The 23,250-nt window shown below is 55.2% G+C and carries 23 protein-coding genes and 1 pseudogene; 5 read left to right on the top strand and 19 right to left on the bottom strand.

Going from position 1 to position 23,250, the window contains the following annotated elements; genetic code table 11:
• Positions 1-50: 50 nt before the first annotated feature.
• Positions 51-464, bottom strand: coding sequence for a thiol-disulfide oxidoreductase DCC family protein (locus M3223_RS12605; protein WP_251561898.1), 414 nt, complete (start codon positions 462-464; stop codon positions 51-53).
• Between the two features lie 280 nt (positions 465-744).
• Between M3223_RS12605 and M3223_RS12610 the strand changes: the two genes are divergently transcribed.
• Positions 745-2,139, top strand: coding sequence for a TraB/GumN family protein (locus M3223_RS12610; protein WP_251561900.1), 1,395 nt, complete (start codon positions 745-747; stop codon positions 2,137-2,139).
• A 175-nt stretch (positions 2,140-2,314) separates the two neighbouring features.
• On the opposite strand, the gene erpA is transcribed toward M3223_RS12610, so the two are convergent.
• Positions 2,315-2,677: an iron-sulfur cluster insertion protein ErpA gene (erpA, locus tag M3223_RS12615; protein WP_251561902.1), complete on the bottom strand. Its 363-nt coding sequence runs from the start codon at positions 2,675-2,677 to the stop codon at positions 2,315-2,317.
• Between the two features lie 540 nt (positions 2,678-3,217).
• Between erpA and mqnE the strand changes: the two genes are divergently transcribed.
• Complete coding sequence (gene mqnE, locus M3223_RS12620; RefSeq protein WP_435368013.1) at positions 3,218-4,321, top strand: aminofutalosine synthase MqnE; 1,104 nt, start codon at positions 3,218-3,220, stop codon at positions 4,319-4,321.
• A gap of 65 nt (positions 4,322-4,386) precedes the next feature.
• Complete coding sequence (locus M3223_RS12625; protein ID WP_251561903.1) at positions 4,387-5,454, top strand: NAD(P)/FAD-dependent oxidoreductase; 1,068 nt, start codon at positions 4,387-4,389, stop codon at positions 5,452-5,454.
• Between the two features lie 25 nt (positions 5,455-5,479).
• Here M3223_RS12625 and M3223_RS12630 read toward each other — a convergent pair whose 3' ends face one another.
• Positions 5,480-5,749: a YuzB family protein gene (locus M3223_RS12630; RefSeq protein WP_251562301.1), complete on the bottom strand. Its 270-nt coding sequence runs from the start codon at positions 5,747-5,749 to the stop codon at positions 5,480-5,482.
• Between the two features lie 111 nt (positions 5,750-5,860).
• Here M3223_RS12630 and M3223_RS12635 point away from each other — a divergent pair, with 111 nt between their 5' ends.
• Positions 5,861-6,106 (top strand): NifU family protein, encoded by a 246-nt coding sequence (locus M3223_RS12635; protein WP_028600524.1) that lies wholly within the window; start codon positions 5,861-5,863, stop codon positions 6,104-6,106.
• 69 nt (positions 6,107-6,175) lie between these two features.
• On the opposite strand, the gene M3223_RS12640 is transcribed toward M3223_RS12635, so the two are convergent.
• From M3223_RS12640 to M3223_RS12670, 7 genes are all read right to left on the bottom strand, one after another.
• Positions 6,176-6,964, bottom strand: coding sequence for an SDR family oxidoreductase (locus tag M3223_RS12640; protein ID WP_251562303.1), 789 nt, complete (start codon positions 6,962-6,964; stop codon positions 6,176-6,178).
• 31 nt (positions 6,965-6,995) lie between these two features.
• The gene (locus M3223_RS12645; protein WP_251561906.1) at positions 6,996-7,721 is read right to left on the bottom strand and encodes a Cthe_2314 family HEPN domain-containing protein; all 726 of its coding nucleotides are present in this window, start codon (positions 7,719-7,721) and stop codon (positions 6,996-6,998) included.
• Positions 7,722-7,748: 27 nt separating this feature from the next.
• The gene (locus tag M3223_RS12650) at positions 7,749-9,521 is read right to left on the bottom strand and encodes a UbiD family decarboxylase (protein WP_251561908.1); all 1,773 of its coding nucleotides are present in this window, start codon (positions 9,519-9,521) and stop codon (positions 7,749-7,751) included.
• Positions 9,518-10,450: a COX15/CtaA family protein gene (locus M3223_RS12655; RefSeq protein WP_251561911.1), complete on the bottom strand. Its 933-nt coding sequence runs from the start codon at positions 10,448-10,450 to the stop codon at positions 9,518-9,520. Before M3223_RS12655 ends, M3223_RS12650 begins: the two co-directional genes overlap by 4 nt.
• 229 nt (positions 10,451-10,679) lie before the next feature.
• Positions 10,680-11,024, bottom strand: a complete 345-nt coding sequence (locus tag M3223_RS12660; RefSeq protein WP_251561913.1) for a thioredoxin family protein — start codon at positions 11,022-11,024, stop codon at positions 10,680-10,682.
• Between the two features lie 18 nt (positions 11,025-11,042).
• Positions 11,043-12,665, bottom strand: coding sequence for a copper amine oxidase N-terminal domain-containing protein (locus M3223_RS12665; RefSeq protein WP_251561915.1), 1,623 nt, complete (start codon positions 12,663-12,665; stop codon positions 11,043-11,045).
• Between the two features lie 75 nt (positions 12,666-12,740).
• Positions 12,741-14,420 carry a putative polysaccharide biosynthesis protein gene (locus M3223_RS12670; protein WP_251561917.1) on the bottom strand — a complete coding sequence of 560 codons (1,680 nt, stop codon included), beginning with the start codon at positions 14,418-14,420 and terminating at the stop codon, positions 12,741-12,743.
• Between the two features lie 151 nt (positions 14,421-14,571).
• On the opposite strand from M3223_RS12670, the pseudogene M3223_RS24500 reads away from it, so the two are divergent.
• Positions 14,572-14,646 (top strand): annotated as a pseudogene (locus M3223_RS24500) (hypothetical protein); the annotation flags it as partial.
• A 110-nt stretch (positions 14,647-14,756) separates the two neighbouring features.
• Here the strand turns inward: M3223_RS24500 and M3223_RS12675 are convergent.
• From M3223_RS12675 to M3223_RS12715, 9 genes are all read right to left on the bottom strand, one after another.
• Positions 14,757-15,485 (bottom strand): ThuA domain-containing protein, encoded by a 729-nt coding sequence (locus M3223_RS12675; RefSeq protein WP_251561919.1) that lies wholly within the window; start codon positions 15,483-15,485, stop codon positions 14,757-14,759.
• 41 nt (positions 15,486-15,526) lie between these two features.
• The gene (locus M3223_RS12680; protein WP_251562305.1) at positions 15,527-16,006 is read right to left on the bottom strand and encodes a DUF456 domain-containing protein; all 480 of its coding nucleotides are present in this window, start codon (positions 16,004-16,006) and stop codon (positions 15,527-15,529) included.
• A 7-nt stretch (positions 16,007-16,013) separates the two neighbouring features.
• Positions 16,014-16,766 carry a Cof-type HAD-IIB family hydrolase gene (locus M3223_RS12685; RefSeq protein ID WP_251561921.1) on the bottom strand — a complete coding sequence of 251 codons (753 nt, stop codon included), beginning with the start codon at positions 16,764-16,766 and terminating at the stop codon, positions 16,014-16,016.
• Between the two features lie 544 nt (positions 16,767-17,310).
• Positions 17,311-18,189, bottom strand: coding sequence for a metal ABC transporter permease (locus tag M3223_RS12690; RefSeq protein ID WP_285891271.1), 879 nt, complete (start codon positions 18,187-18,189; stop codon positions 17,311-17,313).
• An 11-nt stretch (positions 18,190-18,200) separates the two neighbouring features.
• Positions 18,201-19,136: a metal ABC transporter permease gene (locus tag M3223_RS12695; protein WP_251561926.1), complete on the bottom strand. Its 936-nt coding sequence runs from the start codon at positions 19,134-19,136 to the stop codon at positions 18,201-18,203.
• On the bottom strand, positions 19,133-19,906 hold the full coding sequence (locus M3223_RS12700; protein ID WP_251562308.1) for a metal ABC transporter ATP-binding protein: 774 nt from the start codon (positions 19,904-19,906) through the stop codon (positions 19,133-19,135). The genes M3223_RS12695 and M3223_RS12700 overlap by 4 nt, the downstream gene beginning before the upstream one ends.
• A 73-nt stretch (positions 19,907-19,979) precedes the next feature.
• The gene (locus M3223_RS12705; RefSeq protein WP_251561928.1) at positions 19,980-20,927 is read right to left on the bottom strand and encodes a metal ABC transporter solute-binding protein, Zn/Mn family; all 948 of its coding nucleotides are present in this window, start codon (positions 20,925-20,927) and stop codon (positions 19,980-19,982) included.
• 215 nt (positions 20,928-21,142) lie between these two features.
• Positions 21,143-22,501: a transglutaminase-like domain-containing protein gene (locus tag M3223_RS12710; RefSeq protein WP_251561930.1), complete on the bottom strand. Its 1,359-nt coding sequence runs from the start codon at positions 22,499-22,501 to the stop codon at positions 21,143-21,145.
• A 53-nt stretch (positions 22,502-22,554) separates the two neighbouring features.
• Entirely contained in the window at positions 22,555-22,983 is a 429-nt protein-coding gene (locus M3223_RS12715) for a hypothetical protein (protein WP_251561932.1), read from the bottom strand.
• Positions 22,984-23,250 lie beyond the last annotated feature (267 nt).

Consider the following 23,250-nt stretch of genomic DNA (forward strand, 5'->3'; position numbering starts at 1 on the left):
ATTGTAGCCAGCCGCCGCTTGAATAACAAGCGCAAAATCTTAAATAATCCCTACTCCAAAAATCTCCGCGCATATTCTGGTTTAGGAATCATACATTGCTCCGTTTTGCCGAACCACTTATAGCGGTTGCGTGCTATAAATGCATAAACCGAATCCCGCAAGGGAGAAGGAACGATTCTAGCTACGCTGATCATAGAGTATGGCCATCGCAGCCGCCGGGTGACCCGAAGCGCCGCTGTTGAGCGCGTAAAGGCCCGGCCATTTTCAATCAGTACAATCGTCCCTAAGTTATCCCCGGACAGCTTGTACTGCTCCAGCAGCTTCTGTCCGGCATCCGATTGCAGCGATGCAAAACGGAAATACCCATTGTTGTCATGCTGCAGGACAAACTGCACGGCCCCGCTGCATAAATTGCAGACTCCGTCAAAAAGGATGACGGCATTGTTGCTGGCAGGATCGTTCATGCGCGAGGCTCCTTTATTATCGTTATCTCGTCCGGGACTCCGCGCTCTTTTTAAACTACGATTTCCAAAGCTTGAGCATGTCCTCCATGTTAGCTCTACTATAACATTTGGCGAATGTAACATACACGGAAAGCAATTAACTAACCATTTACATAAAAGAAAACTTACAAATCTCCGAACATGTAAAGGATTAAATATCCATTACTGGTTATTGACCAACGATTAAAGAGCCACTAGAATTACTGTTGTTCCATATTATTCTATTTCGAGGAGTCGTCCTATGGTATACCTATTAAACAAGAACACCCTGCGCCTGACAGCAGGCGCGCTGCTTGCAAGCTCGGTACTGCTCGCTAACGTTCCGATTACTAAGGCGAACGAAGCCGCTCCTCCCATTCCTGACATCAGTGCCTGGTCCATCCCTGCTCTCCATGAAGGGGAGAAATACGGCATTTACCCGCTGGAATGGTATTATGACGGCTTCCGCAAGCCGATTACAGACGAGAAGTACAGCGCTCTAATCGAAGCGACGGGCCAAAAGCTTGCCGGATTAGGCTTTGCCAAAACCGGAACACTGGAAACCGGCGCCGCGTCCTCCAAAACAATTAATAGAGGCCAACTTGTGAAAGCGCTATATAACGCTCTGGCGCAATACGACCTGCCTGCTGAGCTCAAAGCTTCCTCGGCTGATGCAGCGCAATATTTTCAACAAATCGGGGTATTAAAAGGCAGCGGCAAAAGCCTTGGCCTGGACCAGCCCGCTACCGTTGAGCAGGCAGCCGTACTGGCAAGCCGTCTGGTAGAGTACGCCTTCGCCGCCGCAGACAAAGGCGCCAAAGGCTTGATGTGGAAAGTGACGCATGGCGGCAATACGCTTTACCTGCTGGGATCCATCCATATCGGCTCCCCGGCGATGTACCCGATGCACCCAAGTGTCAAGGAAGCGTTCAACAGCTCTGACTCGCTGTGGCTGGAAGCCAACCTGCAATCCGATCCTGCAGCGATGCAATACTATATGAACAAAACTACCTTCAACGATAACAGTACGATCAAGGATCATATTGCTCCGGAAACCTATCAAAAGCTGGTTGACGTATCCAAACAGATGGGTATTCCCGAAGGCGCTTACGACAGCTACAAGCCTTGGGTGGTTTCCAACGATCTGTCTCTCGCATCCCTCGTGGAATCGCCGGATCAGCTCGCTCAAGCCGCTTCGTCGGGCATTGATTTGTACTTTACGACCAGTGCGATGATGAATGAGATGCCGATCAAAGAACTGGAGGGCATCAAATTCCAAGCGGATCTGCTCAGCGGGGTTCCGGCTGCCGATCAAGAGAAAGAGTTGAACAAACTGCTGGATTTACTGTTGTCCCCTGAAGCCGTCAAGCAAAGTGCAGAGCAATTCAAACGTATGCAGCAGCTTTGGACCGATGGAAACCTGACCGATTTTTCCGGGATTTTTAGTGAGAGTTCAGAGTCAACTTCGAGTGGACTGTCTAGCCGTCTCTTCGGCGAACGCGACAAAAATATGGCGGCCAAGCTGGACGAGCTGTTGAAGCAGCCTGGCGAATCGACCTCTTTTGTCGTTGTCGGCGCAGGGCATTTTGCTCAGAAGGGTATGGTCATCGATCTGCTTAAAGAAAAAGGCTACAATGTGGAGTTTTTAGGCGAGTAGGCAATTAAAACTGAAACCCTCGTATCTGGCTGCTTGGCAGTCTGATTCGAGGGTTTTTGGCGATTTGATTAACAGGTGAAAATTATTTCTAACACAAAAACGGCCCCCATTACGAATTAGCAATAGGCTACTTTCGTCATGAAGGCCGTTCCTATCCATCACGCCACTACAGCAATCAGCACTCGCCAGCCGCAGCCGGCTTGCCAGCATCCTTGGCCGTGCGGAAGCTCGATCCGCAGCCGCAGGTAACAGTGGCATTCGGATTATGAATGGTGAAGCCGCCCCCCATGGCGCCTTCCTTCCAATCAATCTCCAGGCCGCGCAAGTATTTGGCGCTCTCGTTATCTACGATTACTTTAACGCCGTTCACATCCAGCTCCTGGTCTTCTGCCTTCTGCTCGTCGTCAAAGCCCATGCCGTAGGAAAAGCCGCTGCAGCCGCCTTCCTTAACGCCCACGCGCAGGAACAGCCCTTGGCCTTCCTCCGCCGCCAGCATTTCTTTTATTTTATCCGAGGCCGATTCACTGATCTCGATCATATTCTTCATCCTCCTGTTCAGAAACGAACTAAAGGCCAACTGTACCCGGCCTGATTACATAATTCAAGTATACTCCTCTTCCCCGTCCGGCTCAAGGGATGAACGCGCACGAAACACTCCTCTCTGGAACGTCAGCCTGCTTTTAATGGAACGTCGACACCTCATGAAGCTTTCAATCCGTCTGCTCAAAATATCGAATCTCCCGCCGCGCGTTTCCTCCGCTATTATCCGCCGTACAAAGACAAACTCGCTCTTGCTTGCCGCTTTACTCCGTCACCGCGTCCGCTCAAGACGGACAGAACGGCTTTGTTGCCATCTCTGCATTACGTTCCCAAATCCTGTTTTCCTGTTGAAGCTTCACAACCGAAGGTTTATAATGAATACGATTTGTTTGCAGTAAACGCTCGGGAAAGTTCTTTTTTTCACAAGGTCGGATGGGCTAACAAGTGCTGTTATCGCCTGCCGATTATATCTTTATCGCATTGCCCGCCACGGCCAGCCGGACGGGCCTCAGGGTTACCGGACAAGGAGGTCCTTTAGATGAACATCATTACCCCGACGGAAGCGTCCGTCATGCAAGGGATTCGCGAGAAGGTCGCAGCTGGCGAACGGCTCAGCCTCGAAGACGGTGTGTTCCTGTACCGGTCCGACGATCTGCTCAGCATCGGCCAGATGGCCAATGAAGCCAATTTGCGCAAGAACGGCAAGCGGGTTTATTTTATCGATACGATGACGCTCTACTTCACCAATGTGTGCGAAGCGCGCTGCGCATTTTGCAGCTTCCGCAAGGACGAGGGCGACGAGGGCGCATATACGCTCACTCCGCAGGAAATGATCGACTATGTCGATAAGCATATTACGCCAACCGTACGCGAGTTCCATATTGTCGGCGGCCATAACCAGCATGTCCCGTTCCAATATTACATTGATTCCATCGCCGCACTCAAAAAGCAGTATCCGCATGTGACGCTTAAGACATACACGGCTGCCGAAATCGATTTCTTCTCCCGCATCAGCGGCCTTAGCTACCGCGAGGTGCTTCAAGAGCTGCAGAAAGCGGGCCTGGAGTCGCTTACCGGCGGCGGCGCAGAAATTCTTTCCGATCAATACCGCAAAAAGATGCGGGTTGAAAAAGCCGATGTCAGCCAGTATTTGCAGGTCCACCGCACTGCTCACGAGCTTGGCATCAAAACGCATACGACGATGCTGTACGGAGCCGTGGAAACCCACGAGCAGCGCATTCAGCATATGATGTCGATTCGCGAGCTGCAGGACGAGACAAACGGCTTCCTCGTGTTCATCCCGTTATCCATGCAGCCTCATAGTCCAAAAGCGGGCATCCGCCGCCGCAACTCGGCCTATGAGGATCTGAAGACGATTGCGATCAGCCGTCTGATGCTGGACAACTTTAACCATATTAAAGCTTACTTCATTAATATTGGCCCTCAGCTGACGCAGGTTTCGCTGACGATGGGAGCCTCCGACGTACACGGCACGCTCGTGCGCGAACGCATCAGCCATTCCGCCGGGGCTCTGACTCCTGAAGGACTGTCAAGAGAAGACCTGATCTGGTTAATAAAAGGTGCGGGCAGAATTCCGGTAGAACGCGACACCTTCTACAACGAGATCAAAGTTTTTGAGTAAAGCGTGCCGTCTGCGAGCATATTAGGTTCATCCATCAGCTGAATTAAAGCAGGGGTTGGGATACAATGAAAAGATTTGTTATTTTGGGTGGCGGATATGGGGGCATGGCTCTTGCCGAAGAGCTGCTGGACGGAGACATCCCTTCCGACACCATTATTGTGCTGATTGACCGCATGCCTTTTCAAGGCCTCAAAACGGAGTATTATTCACTCGCCGCCGGCACATCGCCGGAAATTGACCTGAGAGTCGCTTTTCCGAGCGATTCGCGGCTGCTCATTACCTATGGCGAAGTGACCGGCATTGATTTGGACAACAAACGTGTGTTGCTTGAAGGCCAGGATCCGGTGTCGTACGATTGGCTGACGATTGGGCTCGGCTGCACGGACAACTACCACGGCATTCCCGGGGCGGAGAAATACTCCTGCAGCCTCCAGACGTTCGCTTCTACGCGCCGCACCTATCAGATGCTTGGCGATGTGAAGCCTTACGGTCAAGTCTCCATTATCGGGGGCGGCCTGAGCGGCGTCGAGATTGCAGCGGAGCTGCGCGAGGCACGCAAAGATTTGAACATCCGCATTATCGACCGCGGACCGAGCATTTTGTCGGCATTCCCCCAAAAGCTGAAAACGTACGTGTCCGCCTGGTTTCTGGAGCATCATGTGGAAATGCGCGGGCATGTATCGCTGAAGCTGCTGGAAGGCGGCATTCTGCATGACGGCAACTCCCCGGAGTCCATCTACACCGATGCGACGGTGTGGACGGCAGGCATCAAACCTGTCGGCGTTGTAGAGGATTTGAACGTAGCGAAGGACAATCAGGGACGGCTCGTCGTAAACGAGCTGCACCAGCTGCCGGAATACCCCGAGGTGTTCGTAATCGGCGACTGCGCATCCGTGCCCTTCTCTCCAAGCGGCCAGCTGGCTGGAGCGATGGGAGGCCAGGTAGCCGGGGTTATGCAGGCATACTGGAAAGGCCGGACGCCGAAGGTTGGCAAAATCAAGCTGAAAGGTACGCTCGGTTCGCTCGGCAAAAAAGCCGGCTTCGGCCTCATGGGCAAAACGGCCATTATGGGCCGCGTGCCGCGAGTACTCAAAACCGGCGTATTATGGCGTTCCAAAAACCATTTCGGCTGACCGTCGGCTGTACCTGTAATCCAAGTTACAAATCGTCGATCAGCTTGTCCAGCGCTTCGCGCTCAGCGGCCTTGCGGACTATGTTCTCCTGCAGGGCCGTTTCCAATTGTTCAATCGTCTCGGCGCTGACGATCTCGCCGTCGACCATAGCAAAGGGCGACAGGTAACATTCGCCGCAGTTGCCAAGACAACCGTATTCAATGACCTCGTATCGGTCATCCTGTTCAAGAGCGTTCATCAGCCTGTCCGTGCCATGGTGCATGTTGCTGGAACAGAATTCGATGACGGGCTTCAGCATGATTTGACCACCTTCAAAATGGAAAGCCAGGCCTTAACAGTCGGCGCTCGCCTCCGTTTTCAATTGCGTTGCTTTGTATTATAATAGGTAAGAAAGGAGTTGATTGCAATGAGCGAAAACGCACAAAGCACGATGTACGATGAAGTTCTGGATGTTCTTGACAAGCTTCGTCCCTTCCTGCAGCGCGATGGCGGCGACGTTGAACTCGTGGATGTAGAGGACGGCATCGTCAAGCTCCGTCTCGTAGGCGCCTGCGGCAGCTGCCCAAGCTCCACGATTACGCTGAAGGCCGGCATCGAACGCGCCCTGCTTGAAGAAGTGGAAGGCGTGCAAGAGGTTGTCCAAGTATTCTAATCCAGCATTTCCGGATGTTCGGAATTTGAAACGGCTGGCTCCCCCGCAGGGATGCCAGCCGTTTTTTGTTTATTCACTTTTGGGCGAAGGTTTGATGCTTGTCCGAATAGGATCGAAGCCCCCGGTTACGTCAATGATATTGCCGGTCAGAAAATCCGATTGCGGCAGGCACAAAAAAGCGATAACCCGGGCAACGTCTTCACCGGTTCCGGGACGGCCGAGCGGGGACTCGACATCAGAGATGCCCTGGACGTCGGATATTGATTTCTCCTTGTTAGCTCCGCGAATATCTCCTGGACAGACCATGTTGACAGTAATGCCGTACTGCCCTTCCTCTACCGCCAATGTTTTGGTGAAGGAGACGAGGCCTGTTTTGGCTGCCGCATAAACGGCCCGATGAGGCCAAGCTCTCCCTTCCATCGCATGGCCAAAGCCAAAATGAATGACGCGCCCCCAGCGCCGCTCTCTCATGCCTGGCAGCAAATGGCGGTCAAGCAGCATCGCGCCGAGCAGGTTGCCGTGCAGCATCGCGATAATTTCTTCTTCCTCATAATCGGCGAATACCCGCCGCTCGCGAATGAAAGGTCCGGCATTGTTGACCAGAATATCAATCTGTCCGGTCAGTTCCAACGCTTCCCGCGCCAGCTTGCCGGCTTCACCCTGCTGGGCAAGATCCGCCTGGATCGCGCTGACCCGTACGCCATATTGGCTTCTCAGCTGCTCAGCCAGCTGTTCGGCGTCTGCGGCGCTGGAGCGGTAATTAAGCACGACATCACAGCCAAAACGGGCCAGCTCCTCAGCCGCCCGTTTGCCCAGCCCTTTGGCGCTGCCGGTGATCAGCGCTGTTTTCCCTTGCAGCTGTAACTCCACACGTCTCCTCCTCGCCGGATTACCCGGCCGTCGGGCTCGGGTTGCGGGTGATCCCTTTTTCCATATAGACAAAAGCCAGCTTTAGAGAAGCGGAGGCCATATCAAGCCCGCTCTGCAAATCCTCCATCTGCGACTTTACATCCTCCAGCTTAATTTCGTCGCCCAAGTTCAGATGCATCTGAATAAGATCGTCCTGCAGCTCCGAATTTAAGTTGTGGATCTCCTCGTTGCGCCGTTTGCGCAGCCTTACGACGGGTTTGTCGTAGCTGTTCTTGAGTTCGGTCAGAGGGCGGGCGAGTTCAAGATGAACCTGCTTTTCCCGCATCCGCCGCAGCACCGTGAAGTAGGAGAAACGCTCCTTGAACTCCTCGGTGTTGAGCTCGAGAGCGTCATTCAGCAGCGTGCCCAGCTTGTCCAGCAGGGCAAAAAGGCGGATGAACGCGTTTTTGTCAAAATAAACGTATCGGCGGTAATTCAATCTTTCCTCAGGCGGCATTTGCTCCAGAGAGCGGCTTGTCACCAGCGCTCCGAAACGGGAAGAGGCATAACAGCTCTGCTCCAGCTCATCCAGCGAAGCCAATAAACCGAGTGTCATTACTTCACGCGTGCGTGTTTTATGATCGCGGTCTCGCCCGGAAGCGACAACCTCATGCAGCGCGGAAGCATAAGCTTGCATTGCCTGAACCGCTTCGGCAATCGGTCCATGCGGCTGGTAGGGCTCTTCGCCAAACAATATCCGAAGCATCAGTCGCTGCCTCCTCTACGTTGTAATTCAAGCTCCGGGGAAATATTCCTTCCAGCGCTTGTCCACCAGTTGAACGATATCTTCGCGCGGGAAAAGCTCATCCGGATATCCTGGTTTCATGCGGGCATCGATGACGATTGGCAGATGGTACGCCAGATGATGGCGCCGCGCGTCAGCGAGCGCATAAATGTCATCCGCCGGGTTGAAGCGCGTAAATACCGTCCACAGGAATGGCGTCTGAGCGGATGCAACCTCTTTGGCGTCGTCCACAAGCACGATAAGCGGCCATTCCGTGCCGCGTGACGCAACTCGCTCGAGCAGCTTGGAAGGAAGCTCAGAATCCGCCTCGTAAGCTGCACCGGAAACGACGAGACAGCCTTTGCAGTAAACGGCGATGTCGTTAATCTCCGCAATCGGCCCCTCGGTATATTCATAGGGCAAGCTGCGCACCGGCTCACCGACGCCCATCAGCAGCGCTTTACTGCCATGGTTGAGCTTGCCGCTTGTATAATCCAGCGTGTCATGCGCCGTATTGTCAAATATGAACAGATCCGTTTCCGGCTGAAACCGCTCCAAAATTGTTTCCAGCAGCACGTCAAACTTGGACAAGTCTACCGGCTGGTCCGTCAGCATGAGGAATTTGGTCAGCGTCAGCTGGCCTTCGCCAAGTATGCGGAAGCCTGTCGCCAGAGCTTCACGCGAGTAGCTTTCGCGCACGACGGCCGCTGCGAGCGCGTGTACGCCCGTTTCAGCATAAGCCCAAAGGTCTTTAACGCCAGGCATCGCCATCGGAAATGCAGGGCTAAGCAGCCTTTGCAAATATTCGCCGAGATAATAATCTTCCTGGCGCGGCTTGCCGACAATAGTCGCCGGATAGATCGCGTCCTTGCGGTGATGCACATGTTTGACATTGAACACAGGGAAGTCATGCTGCAGCGAGTAATAACCGAAGTGGTCGCCGAACGGCCCTTCCGGGCGGCGCAGATGAGGCGGCACCGTGCCGTGGATGGCAAACTCCGCCTCTGCCGGAATGCGGTGGCGGCCAAGCGGGTCCTGCGTTACCGGCAGCTTGCTGCCCAAAATAAGCGAAGCGATCAACAGCTCCGGCAGATGCTCCGGCACCGGGGCGATTGCCGCCGCGATCAATGCTGGAGGACCGCCGAGGAATACGCTTACGGGAAGCTCCTGATTCAGCTTCTCGGCTTCATGGTAGTGAAAGCCGCCGCCCTTGTGAATTTGCCAGTGCATGCCGGTTGTATTGTCATCAAAAATCTGCATGCGGTACATGCCGAGATTATGCTTTTTCGGGTGCTGCGGATGCTCCGTATATACAAGCGGAAGCGTGACGAAAGGACCGCCGTCCTCCTGCCAGCTGGTCAGGAACGGCAGCCCCTTCAAAGGCGCCTCTCGGCGCACCTGCTGAAGCACGGGCGCGGAGCTGCTCGGAACTTCTTTCAGACCGACCTTGAGCAGGTCGAATACCATGTTGCGCTCGCCCCAGATAGCGCTCATCGTTGGGGGAAGCAGCCTGTCGGCGGCGCCTATAATTGTTTTCATCAGCTGCTCCGGCTTACTGCCGAAGGCCAGATCAACACGGCGAGCCGTTCCGAACATATTGGTAAGCACGGGGAATGTGCTTCCTTTCACATTCGTGAATAGCAGGGCTGGACCCTCCTGCTCAATAACCCGGCGGTGAATCTCAGCCAATTCCAGATTGGGATCAACCGGCGCATCGATAACGGCCAGATCGCCGTCCGCACGGAGCGCTTCCGTGAACTGCTTCAAATTCGCAAAATTCATGAAGTCCGTCCTTCCTGTCTTTTCCAAGCCTGGAAGCCAAGGTCGACCAGAATGGAAAACAAGATCGTAATAATAAAGTTGTGAATCATATTCGTAAAAATAAACCAGTTTTCATCGCCAATTGTCGCGGTCAGCCAAGCTCCGCTAAAAATTTGGCAAATAACCAAAATCAGAATCCACATCGCCGACTTTGTCATCCGGTCTGCCGCTCCCGCATGTTTGCGGATGTGAACAAACAGCCAAACAAATACAAAAAACAGCAGCATCGCCGCTACGCGGTGAGTGAACACAGCGCCAGTCGCTCCGCTCAGATCGCTCGGAATAACTTCTCCGTTGCAGGTCGGCCAGCCGAGACAGCCTCCGCCGGAATCCGTGTGACGAACGTAAGCGCCCAAATAAACAACGACATAGCAATAAATGCAAGCGCCAAGCACAAGCGAATAGATCGAACGCGGCATAGAGCGATCCTCGCCCGCTAGTTTGCCTTTGCTTATTCTTGAAATCCAAAGCACTAGCAAAACAGTGGAGGCGACAGCAAGCAGCGAGATGCCGAAGTGAAGCGCCATAATAGGCGGGCTTTGCGGCCACATGACGGCAGCTGCTCCCATCAGTGCTTGAATAATCGTGAATGCGAGCGTAGCGCCCGCATACCAGAGCGGCTCGCGGTAGGCGTAGCGCCGGTATAATTGCAAGGTTAACACAAAGGTGGCAACAACAATAATGCCAACAACGCCGGTTACAGCGCGATGAGAATATTCAATTGCGGTCTCAAGCGTGAATGCGGGTATAAACTCGCCGTTGCACAGCGGCCAGTCATCGCCGCAGCCCCGACCGGAGCCGGTATTGGTCACAAGTGCGCCTGCCATAAGGACGGCAAACATGCCGATACAGGACATCCATGCAAGCAGGCGGTAAGCTCGGGAGATCATAACTTAGGTTTTCACCCCTTCTTCCTATGGATACAAACCTCATTATAGCGGCAAAAAAATGCAAAAGCCATGTTGAAAATGTGACGATACTGTCAGCATTCCAAGGCTTTAATGAGAGCTTTGAAGCGCCTTTGTGGGCGGTTAGTACCGGCTATAGTGTGCCCCGAAGACGGATTGTTCCATCATGAAAAAAGCCGGGCCAAATGGCCCGGCTTTCTGCGCTTCCTTATCAGCCCGGAAGTGCATCCGCAACTTCCAGCGCACGGTCGAGAAATTGCTCGATTTCCTCACGCGATTTGCGCAGCTTATTCACAAAGCGGACAAGCTCTTTGCCCTCGCGGAAAGCGATAAAGCTCGGAATGCCCAAAATATTCAGCTCGGAGCAAAGGTCAGGCATATCGTCCCGGTCAATTTCGACAAATACGATTCGGCCTGCGTATTTCTGCTCTACGTCCGGCATGAAGGGGTCAATAAAATGACAATCCGGACACCAGGTTGTTTTGAATACGGCTACCGTAACGATTGGTTGTGCCGCTGTTTCGCGAAACTGCTCTTCGGTTGTAAGCTTCTGCATCGATGATCTTCCTTTCTTCTAGCCTACCTCACGCTGGAGCTCGAGGTATCGATCGTAATCATAGTCGCTCTGATTCACCTTAAGTGATGCGCCAAACAGCTTGGCAAAATCACGTGCCGGCACATAAAGCGCATCGTCCACTACGGTAGCGGGGAAGCTGAGCTGGGATTTAACGCCGTTTGCGTAAACCACCTTGCTGCCTTTCGCTACGTAGATGGTGCGGCCTTTAGCCCCGTCATCTATTCTCCACTTTTTACGCGCTTTATCATACGCTACCGTTGCTCCGAAGCTGTCCGCAAGCGTGCGCAGCGGAACAAGCGTTACGCCGGACGGCGTGGAAATAAAGGAATCATAATACCCATAGGAATAAAACGCGGCTGACTGCAGCCCTGCCTGAAAGTCGTTTTTCAGCAGCTTGTAGGCATCGGAGCTTTTATCAAAATCAAGCAGTAGACGGGACGAGCCGGCATCGTTGCTAACCCAGCGGTCCATCGTCCAGCTTTTGTCCGATGGAGCCGGACGGTCTGCGCTAACCGCGCCGTTCACGTTCCAGCTGTCCGATTGAATGCGCAAGGAAACCGAGCTGATCGGGAACACTTCCCCGTCTGCGTCCGCAACCGCCGGCTTCCAAAGCAGCGCAGCGTCCAGCTTGCGAATGTCCAGGCTTCCATCCAGCAGAAGCTTCACGTTTACGGAAGAAGCAGGAGAGAACATTTCCTCCAAGCCGCCAGCTTCACGGGCCTCCTGCATGGAGTCTGCCGTTTCCTGAAGCAGCTCGCCGATTGCTTCCGTGCCTTCTTCAACGAAGGCTTCCTTATCGGAGTCCAGCAGCGGTCCACCGTCCTCCCCGGTTACTCCCGATTCCGGGTGATCCTGAAACACCTCGAATAAGCTGTTCAGCATTTCATGCATACCGTCCGGATCGGCGATCAGAGCTTTCACATAGGATTGCGCCCAGTCAAACAGCTCCATTCCTTGCCAGCCTGCGTCAACCTGCCAAGCCGCTTTGCCGCCTCCATATACATCGTCGGTAACAGGTTTTACATCAAGCCTGGTTGCGTTCGGCAGATTGGAAATCCAGTAACCGCCGACTCGATCAATCAGCTCTTCCGCAACATCTCCTACAGACTCCGTAGAAGCATCCGTCGCGACTTGTTCGCCAACCGGAGCAACAGCCTCCTCCAGAACCGAATCAAGCGGCGCGCCGTCTACCAGATCGCCTCCAAGCCCAAGCAGCGACTCCTCATCAAGCGGAATGACGACTGGACGTTTAAGCCCGTCTATTTGAAGAACGGCCTGCTTTTCATCCTGACGGAAAGAAAAGCCGACCTCCCTATCGCCAAGCACCAGCGCACCATCAATAGACTGCCGGGAGGCGTTTTCCTTTTTGCTGGAGTCAATGACGATCTTCACTTCGCTTAGCAGCTCCAGCATGCGGCGTTCGCGATCGTTCAAACCTTCATAAGCCTCTTCCGCAAAATCAATGTTCAGCGTTACGCTGCCCCGGCTTTCTTGCGTCTCGGCTTTTAATGCCTTAACAATCATAGAATTCAGTTCAAGGCCTGCTACCGACTGGCAGCCGGCAACGACGAGCATCACTGTGCAGAGCGCGATGATCGCCTTCATTTTAATTTTTTTCATAGACCCACGTCCCTCTCGCTCTCCTAAAATCTCGTCTATTCTATCACGACTGGGAACGGATGGGAACAGAATCTATTAGGCGCTTGCCGATGTTTCGGAAGAGCGGCGACCGAAACGCCGGACGAACGGAAGCAGCAGCTTGCGCAGCGGGCCCGGGAAGCTTTTCGCATCGTCCTCGCGGATAACGCCGAGCGCAATGAGCAGGAACAGATAGAACAGGCCGCAGACGAGGCTTGTCGCAATTGTTCCGGCAAGGAACACAAGCTTGGCGTGCATCACCGTGCCCAATATGCCGCGGACGGTCATATCCGTGCCGAAGCCAGCGCCAGCCGTAATTGCGATTGCGATCAGGTAAGGCATCCAGCGCTTGCCAAGCACCCGCAGCTGCACCTTTTGACGGATTGCCAGCAGGTTGAGCACTGTTATGACAACGAAGCAGAGCGTCGATGCAAGCACAAAGCCGTAACCGCCCATAACCGGGCCAAGCAGGAAGCTGCCGAGCACCTTGACGCCGTAGCCGATCAGAGTGCTGATCATCGCCGGGCGCGGCTTGCCAAGCCCAAACAGAATCGAGTTGGTCGTCATCATTGTAATTTGAAAAATCGTACCGATGGACAGCGCGGCAACCATGCCGCTTGCCGCCGGATCGGCGAACAGCAGGCCGTTGATGCTGTGCGCGCCTACTGTCAGCAGCAGCGCAGCCGGGACGCCTGTAAATACAACAATGCGCATAACGAGGGATGCCTGGCGCTGCACCTCGTCCAGCTTGCCTACGGAATAAGCGGCGGACAGCACCGGCAAAATCGACTGGCTGAGCGCAATGGCGAGTATTGGCGGGATGCCGGCTATGGATTGGCCGTTGTAAATTAAGTAGTCGCGGATTAACTTTGCAGCCGCTTCCGTTTCGTAGAATCCCGCTGTCCAGCGTACAAAAAACGATGAGTCCATCAAATAGATGAACTGCACGGTCATTGCCGTGACAACAACCGGGATCGACATGGAGAAAATTTCCTTGTAGATACTGCTGAGCTTCAGCGGGGAACCTGCAGTGCGCGGAGCCTGAGCTGCTGCCGATGCTTCCGCTCCAGCGGCGAGCGCTTCTGCGAGATCCGACTGTTTCAGCTTGCGTGCGTAATAGAGCATAACGAGAAAAGCTCCGACGCTGCCGAATACGCTGCCGAACGTAGCGGCTGCGGATACCCACGAATCCCCCCAGCCCCAATTGAACACAGTGACGGCAAGCGCAATACCCAGCACAACGCGCGCGATCTGCTCCATGATTTGCGAGATGCCGCCCGCACTCATCATTTGTCGGCCCTGGAAGTAGCCGCGCATCATGGCGATAACCGGGAACAGGATGAGCGCAGGGGCTATCGCCCGGACGGATGAAGTCGCTTCCGGCGATTTGACGATATGTGTGGCATACCAAGGAGCAAGAACGTAGAGAAGTACGGCTAGCAATACGCCCGTGACGGCCCCAAATAGCAAACCTGCGCGATAAATACGCTGGGCTTCGTCGGGTCGGCCAAGCGCATAACGCTCCGATACCATTTTACTGATTGCGCTTGGAATACCTGCAGTCGCGATGACAAGCAGATAAAGATAGACGTTATTGGCGATGGCGAGATATCCGGAACCGCCGCCAGTGAATAGATAGTCCAGCGGAACGCGCTGGAACAACCCCAGCACGCGGGCAATAAGGGCAGCCGCTGCGAGGATGAGCGTACCGCGAATGAGAGAGTCTTTTTTGGACATGGTAGGGTCAATCCTTCTTCCTTGCAATTTATCCGTACGGACAAGGTGAACCGGCTGCTGCCGTCCTATGAACAAAATACACCTCTGACAGTGTATCACAATTTAGGGGCCAGTACGGAAAAAAGCCCGTTCGCCTACTGATAGAGGCGTTGCATTTGAAATCCCTAATGAATACGGACGTTTTCTTGAAAAAGTTTTGCGGCCGATTGATAGAATGCGCAACTAAGCTATCTGTACCGTAGCATCTACTTCAAATAAGTCAAAAAGACGTGCCGGTTGGCACGTCTTTTATGGATAAATGAGCGTTTCAAGCGGGCTCCGCTTGATCGCTGAGGCTTAACCCTTGGAGCTGATCGGCTCCAGGGACGGCACGCTTTGGCCGCGAACCGGAGCTGCGGCGCGGGACGGAGCTGCCCACTGCACGGCGTTGGAGATGACCTTCAACACGTTGGCGTCATAGTACGTCGGATGCGTTTCATGGCCCGGACGGAAGTAGAAAATCTTGCCTTGGCCGCGATAGAACGTGCAGCCGCTGCGGAATACGTTGCCGCCTTCGAACCAGCTCAGAAACACGAGCTCGTCCGGCGCCGGGATGTCAAAATGCTCCCCGTACATTTCCTCCTGCTCCAGCACGAACTGCTCGGGCAGTCCAGCTGCAATAGGATGCGCCGGGTTGACGACCCAGATGCGCTCGCGCTCGCCGGCTTCGCGCCATTTCAGGTCGCAGCCGGTGCCCATCAGCTTTTTGAAAATTTTCGAGAAATGGCCGGAGTGCAGTACGATCAGCCCCATACCGTCCATAACACGCTGGTGCACACGCTCGACGATAGCGTCATCAACCCGGTCATGCGCCATATGTCCCCACCAGACAAGAACGTCGGTGTTGTTCAGCACCTCTTCGGTTAGTCCATGCTCCGGCTCCTGCAGCGTAGCGGTGCGGATGTCGAGGCCTGCTTCGGCCAAGCCCTTCGCCAGCGCCTGATGAATTCCGTCCGGGTATACTTTGCGTACTTCTTCATGCTCTTGCTCATGAACGAATTCGTTCCAAATCGTCAGTTTTGTCATAGGAAAATCTCCTTATCGTCTTTTATCCTTCATAACGCAATCTAAAGTAGCCAAATCACGAACAAGACGATCATTACGAGCTGCAGCACGATTTTGACCAGAGTGCTGGAGAGCAGTCCGACGACGGCTCCAAAGCCGACCTTAAGCGACTTGTCGATGCTGGAGCCGGCGATCAGCTCCCCGATAACCGCTCCAGCCAGCGGCCCAATGATGAGACCGAAGCCCGGGATGAGGAATGGCCCGGCAATGATGCCAATCGTGCTGCCGATGACAGAGGCTCTTGAACCGCCGAACTTTTTGACGCCCCAGGCGTTAACGGCATAGTCCGCCAGAAATAGCGCCGCTACGATAATCGTCTGAAATGTCCAGAACCAGAAGCCGAACGGCTCAAAGCTGATGAACAGGCCGTAGACAAAAAACGCAGCGTAAATCGCCAGTGCGCCGGGCAAGATCGGATATACCGCCCCGGCCATGCCGACAACAAACAGAAGAATGACAAGCACCCAGCCGATAATGTCCAGCGTCATGTCAGCGCCCGCCTTTCAGCACGAATTCACGAATGGCATAAGCAACTCCGTTTTCGTTGTTGCCGAGCGTGACGGCGTCCGCCGCCTCCTTCACCTCTGCCTGAGCATTGCCCATGGCGATGCCGAGCCCGCATTCACGAATCGCAGCGATGTCGTTCAAGCTGTCGCCGATTGCCGCCGCTTCTTTCATGTCGATGCCAAGCACGCCGCACAGCTCGCGGATCGCAGACGCCTTGTTCACGCCAAGCGGGTTCAGCTCCAGATTCCACGGGGAGGAGTTGGTAATCTCCAGAGATCCCCAGCTTTCGATCTCATGGCGGATTTTTTCCCGAATCCGGTCAATTTCGGTATGCACGCCGAATTTCAACCAGTGATAGCTTTCGTAGTCATCGGCGGGTTCAATCCATTTTTCTTTGTTGAACACCCCTTCTACCGCATACCCCCAGTACCACGGTTCCCCGTAGCCGACTGCCATCTCATGCAGCCTGCGCAGCTCGGCCGTATTCATCAGTGTTCTGCGGTACAGCACGTTCGGCCTGCTCCAAATCTCGCTTCCGTTGACGGTAATCATCGGCGTATCCAATCCCAGCTGTTCCGCAAACGGCACAGCGCCTTGAGCGCCCCTTCCCGTCGAAAAGCAAACCGTAATGTCGGCGTCCATCGCCCGGCGAATCCACTGGGCCGTTTCCTCGCTGATCGTATCCTGATCCGTCAGCACCGTTCCATCCATATCTAAAGCAAGCAGCTTATACATCCTGCGGTTCCCCCTTGCCATGTTCTTTGTCTGACATTTTATCATAGCAGGCAGTTAAAATCTCTCCACAAGACGGACAGATGCTCCAGGTAAAACAACCGGATAGCTTCGGCTGCTTAGGTTCGTTCAAACGTTTGAACAAGCCGGCATACCCATTATAGAACAGCCTCGGCCGCACATCTCCATCCGAATTTGGCTAATCCTCGTTCGATTTTGGCGTGAATTTGTATAGGGTCTATCTGAAGCTGCGTTGTAAGAACGATGTGAGGCTGTAGCAGTGAAAAAGACTTCCGAGTTTTTAACGCAACTGAAATGCGTTATTCCGTTACTTTGGCGCGTTTAATTCTTCTAACGAAACTGCAAGACGTTAATCCTCTAAAAATATCGCTATATCGCGTTTCAGAAGCAGATTAAGACTTCTCCGTTGCGTTACAGATCAAAAAGCTACAAGTCGCCTCCAAGGAGACGGCTTGTAGCAATCTGCCTATCGGCGGCAGCATAGACTAGAAAATCTGCTTTCGTCCGGCTCGCTGCCCTTCCCTCGCTACGCAGCGGAACGGCTAAGCCGCGAGTGGCGCAGCTTTGCGGCCAACAGGCCGTGTTTGGGCGAGAGCAGGAAGGCAGCAGCGAACAACAGAGCGGCGGCAGCCACGATACAACCGGCAATGGAGGCGTCCAGCCAAATGGCGATCAAGTAACCGAGCAGCGTCGCGGCGACGCCGCTTGCTGCGCTAAGACCGATCATGACGCCCAGCCGGTCGGTCAGCAGGTAAGCCGTGGACGGCGGAATGACGAGCAGTCCGACGACCAGAATCGCGCCGACGCTCTCAAACGAGCTCACCGTTGCAACCGATACAAGCCCCATCAGCAGGTAGTGGAACAGCGCGGCCGGAATGCCGAGAGCAGCGGCAAGCATTGGATCAAACGCGCAAAGCTTGAACTGTTTATAGAACAGCCCGATAACGGCCAAGACGAGCAGCAGCGTACCGCCGAGCAGCCAGACAGAGCGCGGCCCAAGATCAACTCCGCCTATTTGCAGCGTATTCCAAGCGGTGTAGGCGATCTCCCCGTAAAGCACGCAGTCGAGATCGAGATCAACCTGGCGGGCGTTCATGCTGACGAGCACAACGCCGATAGCGAACAAAGAGGTGAAAACAACCCCGATGGAGGCGTCGCTTTGAATGCCCCGATTGTTGAACCATTGAATGAACAGCACGCATAACAAGCCCATAATAGCGGCTGCTATGAGCATATAGATCGAATCGCGCGAGCCGCTGATCATATAAGCGACGACGATTCCCGGCAGGACGGAATGGCTGATTGCATCCCCCATTAAAGCCATCCTGCGCAAAATAAGGAAACAACCCAGAATCGCGCAGCTGACGGCGGCGAGCGAGCCCGTAAGCAAAATCCAGAAATCCATGCTGCTCATCGTTATCCCGCCTCCTTTACCGATGATGCCGAAGCCTGCTGCAAATTCAGCCGGGCGCGGCGGCGCGTCAACCGGACGGTCAGCAGCCCTCTTTTGCTTCCGAATAGAACGGACACTAGAAATACGGCGGCGGCAGCCAGCACGCTGACCGGACCCGTCGGAAGCTGATGAGCCTGAGAGCTGATCCAGGCGCCTAGCAAGCCGCTCGCCATTCCGAATATGCCCGACAGCACAACCATCCGACCGAGCCTTTCCGTCCAGAAGCGGGCCGATACGGCCGGCGTAATGAGCAGAGCGGCGACGAGGACGACGCCTACGGCCTGAATTCCGGCTACAACTGCCGTCACGACGAGCGCCTGCATCAGAAAGTCGAGCAGCGACACGGAAAAGCCGGCGCCTTTGGCAAAAGCGGGATCAAAAGCCAGCAGCTTGAACTCCTTGAACAGCAGAGCGCAAACAACGGCCAGCACAAGACTTACGCCGCCCATCAGCGACACATCGGAGGCGACCATGGCGGCGGCCTGCCCGAACAAAAATTTATCGAGGCCGCTTTGACTGCCGTCGCCGCTATGCTGAATCATCGTCAGCAGCACGATGCCGATGCCAAAAAACGAGGAGAGCACGATGCCCATCGCCGCATCGGCCTTTATCCGCGAGCGCGCCGTTATGACGCGGATCGCCAGCGTTCCCAGAATCCCGGCGGCAACCGCGCCGAGCATGAACACCGGAAGCGACTTCACGCCGGTCAAAAGAAAGGCGACGCAGATTCCCGGCAGCGCCGTATGCGCGATCGTATCGCCCATGAGGCTTTGGCGGCGGAGATAGGCGAAACAGCCGATCATTCCGCTGCTCAATCCAAGCAGCATGCAGCCAAGCGTAATCCAGCGGAGATTGGGATCCGAAGCGAGTGCGGCAATAGAATCCCACAAGGAAATCATAATTCCGCCCCCCTTGCCGCTCCCGCCGCCGCAGCAGCAAAAGCCATCCGTCCGCCGTAGGTGCGCTGCAGGTTCGCCTCCGTGAATACCTCAGCGGTCGGGCCAAACGCCTGCACCGATACGTTCAGCAGCAGCACACTGTCAAAATAATCCGGCACCGTCGCCAAATCATGATGCACGACGATGACCGTTTTCCCTTCGGACCGCAGGCGGCGCAGCAGCTCTACAATCGCTTTTTCGGTCGCCGCGTCAACTCCGGCAAACGGCTCATCCATGAAGTAAAGGTCGGCATCCTGCGCAAGAGCGCGGGCCAGGAACACCCGCTGCTGCTGTCCGCCGGACAGCTGGCTTATCTGCCGCTCGGCGAACGCCTCCATGCCGACTCCAGCCAGACATTCCATCGCAATGGCCTTTTCTTTGCGGCCCGGGCGGCGGAACCAGCCGAGACGCCCGTACCTTCCCATCATGACAACATCAAGCGCATGCGTAGGGAAATCCCAATCAACCGATTCACGCTGCGGCACATAACCGATGCGGGTGCGCACCTGGCTGATCGGGCGGCCGAAGGCGGTTACGCTGCCTTCAAGGGAAGGCGTCAAGCCCAGTACAGTTTTAATCAGCGTGGATTTGCCGGCTCCGTTCGGCCCGACAATCGCGATCAGTTCGCCCTCCGGCGCGGCAAAGCTTACGTCCCGCAGCACGGTTTGGCTGCGGTAGGCTGTGCTGAGCCCATTTACCTCCAGCACGGAAGGACGGACGCCGTTTTTCATCGAGGACTTGAGTCCGTCGGCGGCGGCATTTATCAATCCGTCCAGCCGAAAGTGTTTTGCTTCTGTCATCGCGTTACTCCCCCTTTAATGCCTTGGCAATCGTGTCTACATTGTGCCGGAACATGCCGATGTAGCTGCCTTCCGGCGTTCCCTCTTCTCCCATCGCATCCGAGAAAAGCTCCCCGCCGATAACGACCTTATGGCCTAGCTTGGCGGCTCCTTCGAGAACCGATTCGATCGATTTGCGCGGAATGCTGGACTCCACAAATACGGCCGGGATTTGCCGCTCAACGAGAAAATCGCGCAGCGCCGCCACATCCTTGGAGCCGTACTCCGAGGCCGTGCTCATCCCCTGCAGCCCCATCACATCCAGGCCGTAAGCGCGGCCGAAATAACCGAACGCATCATGCGCCGTAACGAGCACGCGCCGCTCCTGCGGCACCGTGCCCAGCTGCTCAAGCGCGTAAGCATGCAGCTGCTTCAGCTCAGCCATGTAGCTGTCGGCTCGCTCGCGGTACCCGGCTTCATGGGACGGATCCTCAGCAATCAATGTGTCCCTGACCTTCTCCACCGCATAAATCCACAGGCTGGCGTCAAACCACACATGCGGATCCGGTATGCCGGAGCCAGGCTGGCTTTCGTGCAGCTTAGCCGGAGGCATCGTATCCGTAACGGCGGCGACCGGTTTTACTTGCCCCAGCTTTTTCAGCACTTCCGTCATCTTGCCTTCCAGATGCAGACCGCCGTAAAAGACGATGTCCGCCTCATCCAGCTTCACCATATCTCCATGCGAAGCCTTATACAGATGGGGATCAACGCCCGGTCCCATCAGCGCCTCAACGCTGACCCGCTCCCCGCCGACCACTTTGGCCGCATCGGCAATCATGCCTGTCGTCGCAGTTACGGCGATTTTGCCGTCATTGCGCTCCTTGGCACCGCCAGCGCAGCCTTGAACGGCAAGCGCAGCGGCGAGCAGCAGGCCGCCGATCCATCTTCCTCCCCGTTTCCCCCGTCCCAACAACCGTCATCTCTCCTCTGCTTCAGCTAATTTCCACTTTTGCTCCAGGCTCTTTATTTTTATACTACACAATAATGTTTCTTATGTGCAACATATTTTTATTCAGCTAATTTATATGCCCTTAGACAATTAAATGTCTTCCGCGCAAGTATTGTCTTCCCGCAGCCGTCCAAACGGCAAAAAAGCCGCCTCGGATGTTCCATCCGAAGCGGCTTTCCTTAAGCCTGCTCAATATGCGTTTTGTCGAAATCCGGGGAGTCGAACCAGGCTCCGGATGAAGCCCATGTCGCATCGAGCTTAATCCATTTGCCATTCTCATCGGCCAGCTTGACCTGATTCCAGGCGTGGGAGCCAAAGCCTCCGCGGCCATCTGCTCCAAGACCTGTTACTATTTTGACCTCCAGGCCTACGGAACGAGCCATAACGGCGTATAACCTTGAGGTATCGATACAGACGCCCTTCCGGCTGCGGAACGTTTCCTGCGGCGTCTGTTCCTTCCATACCCCGCGCTCCGTGTAATTATCAGCCTTGTCCCAGTCGTAGGCGATTCTCGTTCCGAGCCAGTCATACAGCCGCTTCGCACGCTCGCGGTCGCTGTCTGCGCCTTCCACGATTTTTTGCGCCGCCTTGTCGATCTCTTCTGGAATATGATTGTCGACAATTTCGTACTTGCGCTGCATGACCTGCTGGAGCTCGCTGCCGACCGCCTCCGTAATGACCGGCCCGCCGCCCTCCAGCAGCCCGCCGGCAACCGGCTCAAGCAGCTTGTCCGCCGCCTGCCGATAGACCGGAGAGCTTTCGATCCCGGCTGCCAGCGGAGCGGTCGGAAAAAGCGATACGTAGAGAAAAAGCACGGCCAGCAGCACAATCGCCCGGCCAATACCGTGCAGCCCGCCGAGCACAGCTCCTGCGGCATGGCTTGCCAGCCGCCCTCCTCCGCGCCGAAAACGCCTCGGCCTTTCCTCTTCCTCGTAGCCGTATTCCTCTTCCTCTTCGCCATACCCATATCTATTATCGTAAAGCGATTCGTAGCGCCTATCGTAACGGCCGTTCGGCTCATGCGCCCGTACATGCCCTCTGCTGTCGTACGGCCCATCCCGATATTGCCGCTCGTTGAATCGGCGGTAAGCCTCTTCTTCCGCCTCTTCATCCCGCCGAGGCCGCGACAGGGCGGCGAACAGCCGCCAAGCCAGCGGCGTCAGCGCCGACAACAAGAGACGGAGCAGCAGGTAGGCCAACAGAAAAAGCACGCCAGCACGCAGCAGGGGCAAATCCCGGACACTCGTCAGAAACGTATACCAAGCCTGCTCCGGCGCTCCAAGCTCATGAGACGGGAGAATAATGCGTTTTCGCAGCCACTCGGCAGCCGGTTCGCTTGCCAGCTGTGCAAGCCGGGCGGCGCCTGCCAGCGAGACGATGAGCAGCAGTCCTTCCCATAGGAAAGAGAACAGCCGCTGCGAGGAGCCTCTAGCTCCCCGCCGCAGCCCCTGCACAAACGAAAATAAAATCATCAGCAATACGATCAGCGTTACCGGCTCCAAATTCAAGAGCGTCTGCAGCCAGCCCGTGTTGTCCATTCCGGCTCCTCTCCCCTTCCAATCGCCGGTGCCGTTTAACCAGCTATCTCCGTTCAGCTGCCAGCTTTGGCCCCATCAATCAGCGCGCGAATCGTGCTGTCGATGCTCCAGGAGCCGAGCGGCGCGCCATTAAAAGAAACACTGACTTTATCCCCGCCCTTTGAACCGTTCAGCTCAAGGTTGCGGGTTTTGACCGTGAATGTTCCGTCTCCATTGTCCTTATAAACGGCCTCAGCCGCCTCGCCGGCCATCGCTTCAACGGCCTGGTCGCGCACCTTGCCGCCAAGATCGCGAAGATCCTGCAAATTGTATCCGCTGTAAAGCGCAAGCCCAATCACGATGACTGCCGCCAGCGCCCATTTGGCTACCGTTTTGACGATGCCGATGACGAGCAGCAGCACAATCAATCCAGCCGCCAGAATGAGCCAATTCTCTTCAAAAAAAGCCTTCCATGTATCCAGATCGTAGCCGAAAGCATCCATGTTCTGAAGTACCCCCTATTAACGCGGGCCTCCCCGCGAATCGTTCATCCCCAATTCCCATTATAACCGAGCCCTCTGGGGGCGTAAACGCAGGCAGAAACCTCCGTGCGGCATATCTCGTCCGCCCCGGGCGTACAAGTAGTAGAGTCCGGCTTCGCTGCAAGCCGTCCCGATCCGGACGCCAAGCATATGCAATTTAACAACGAGCCGGGCGGCAATTCGGTTTTAGCGATCCCATTCGAAAGCATAGCAGCAAAGGAGGCTTCC

It is taken from the genome of Paenibacillus pasadenensis, from assembly GCF_023715725.1.
In the GTDB taxonomy this organism is placed as follows: domain Bacteria; phylum Bacillota; class Bacilli; order Paenibacillales; family Paenibacillaceae; genus Paenibacillus_O; species Paenibacillus_O pasadenensis_A.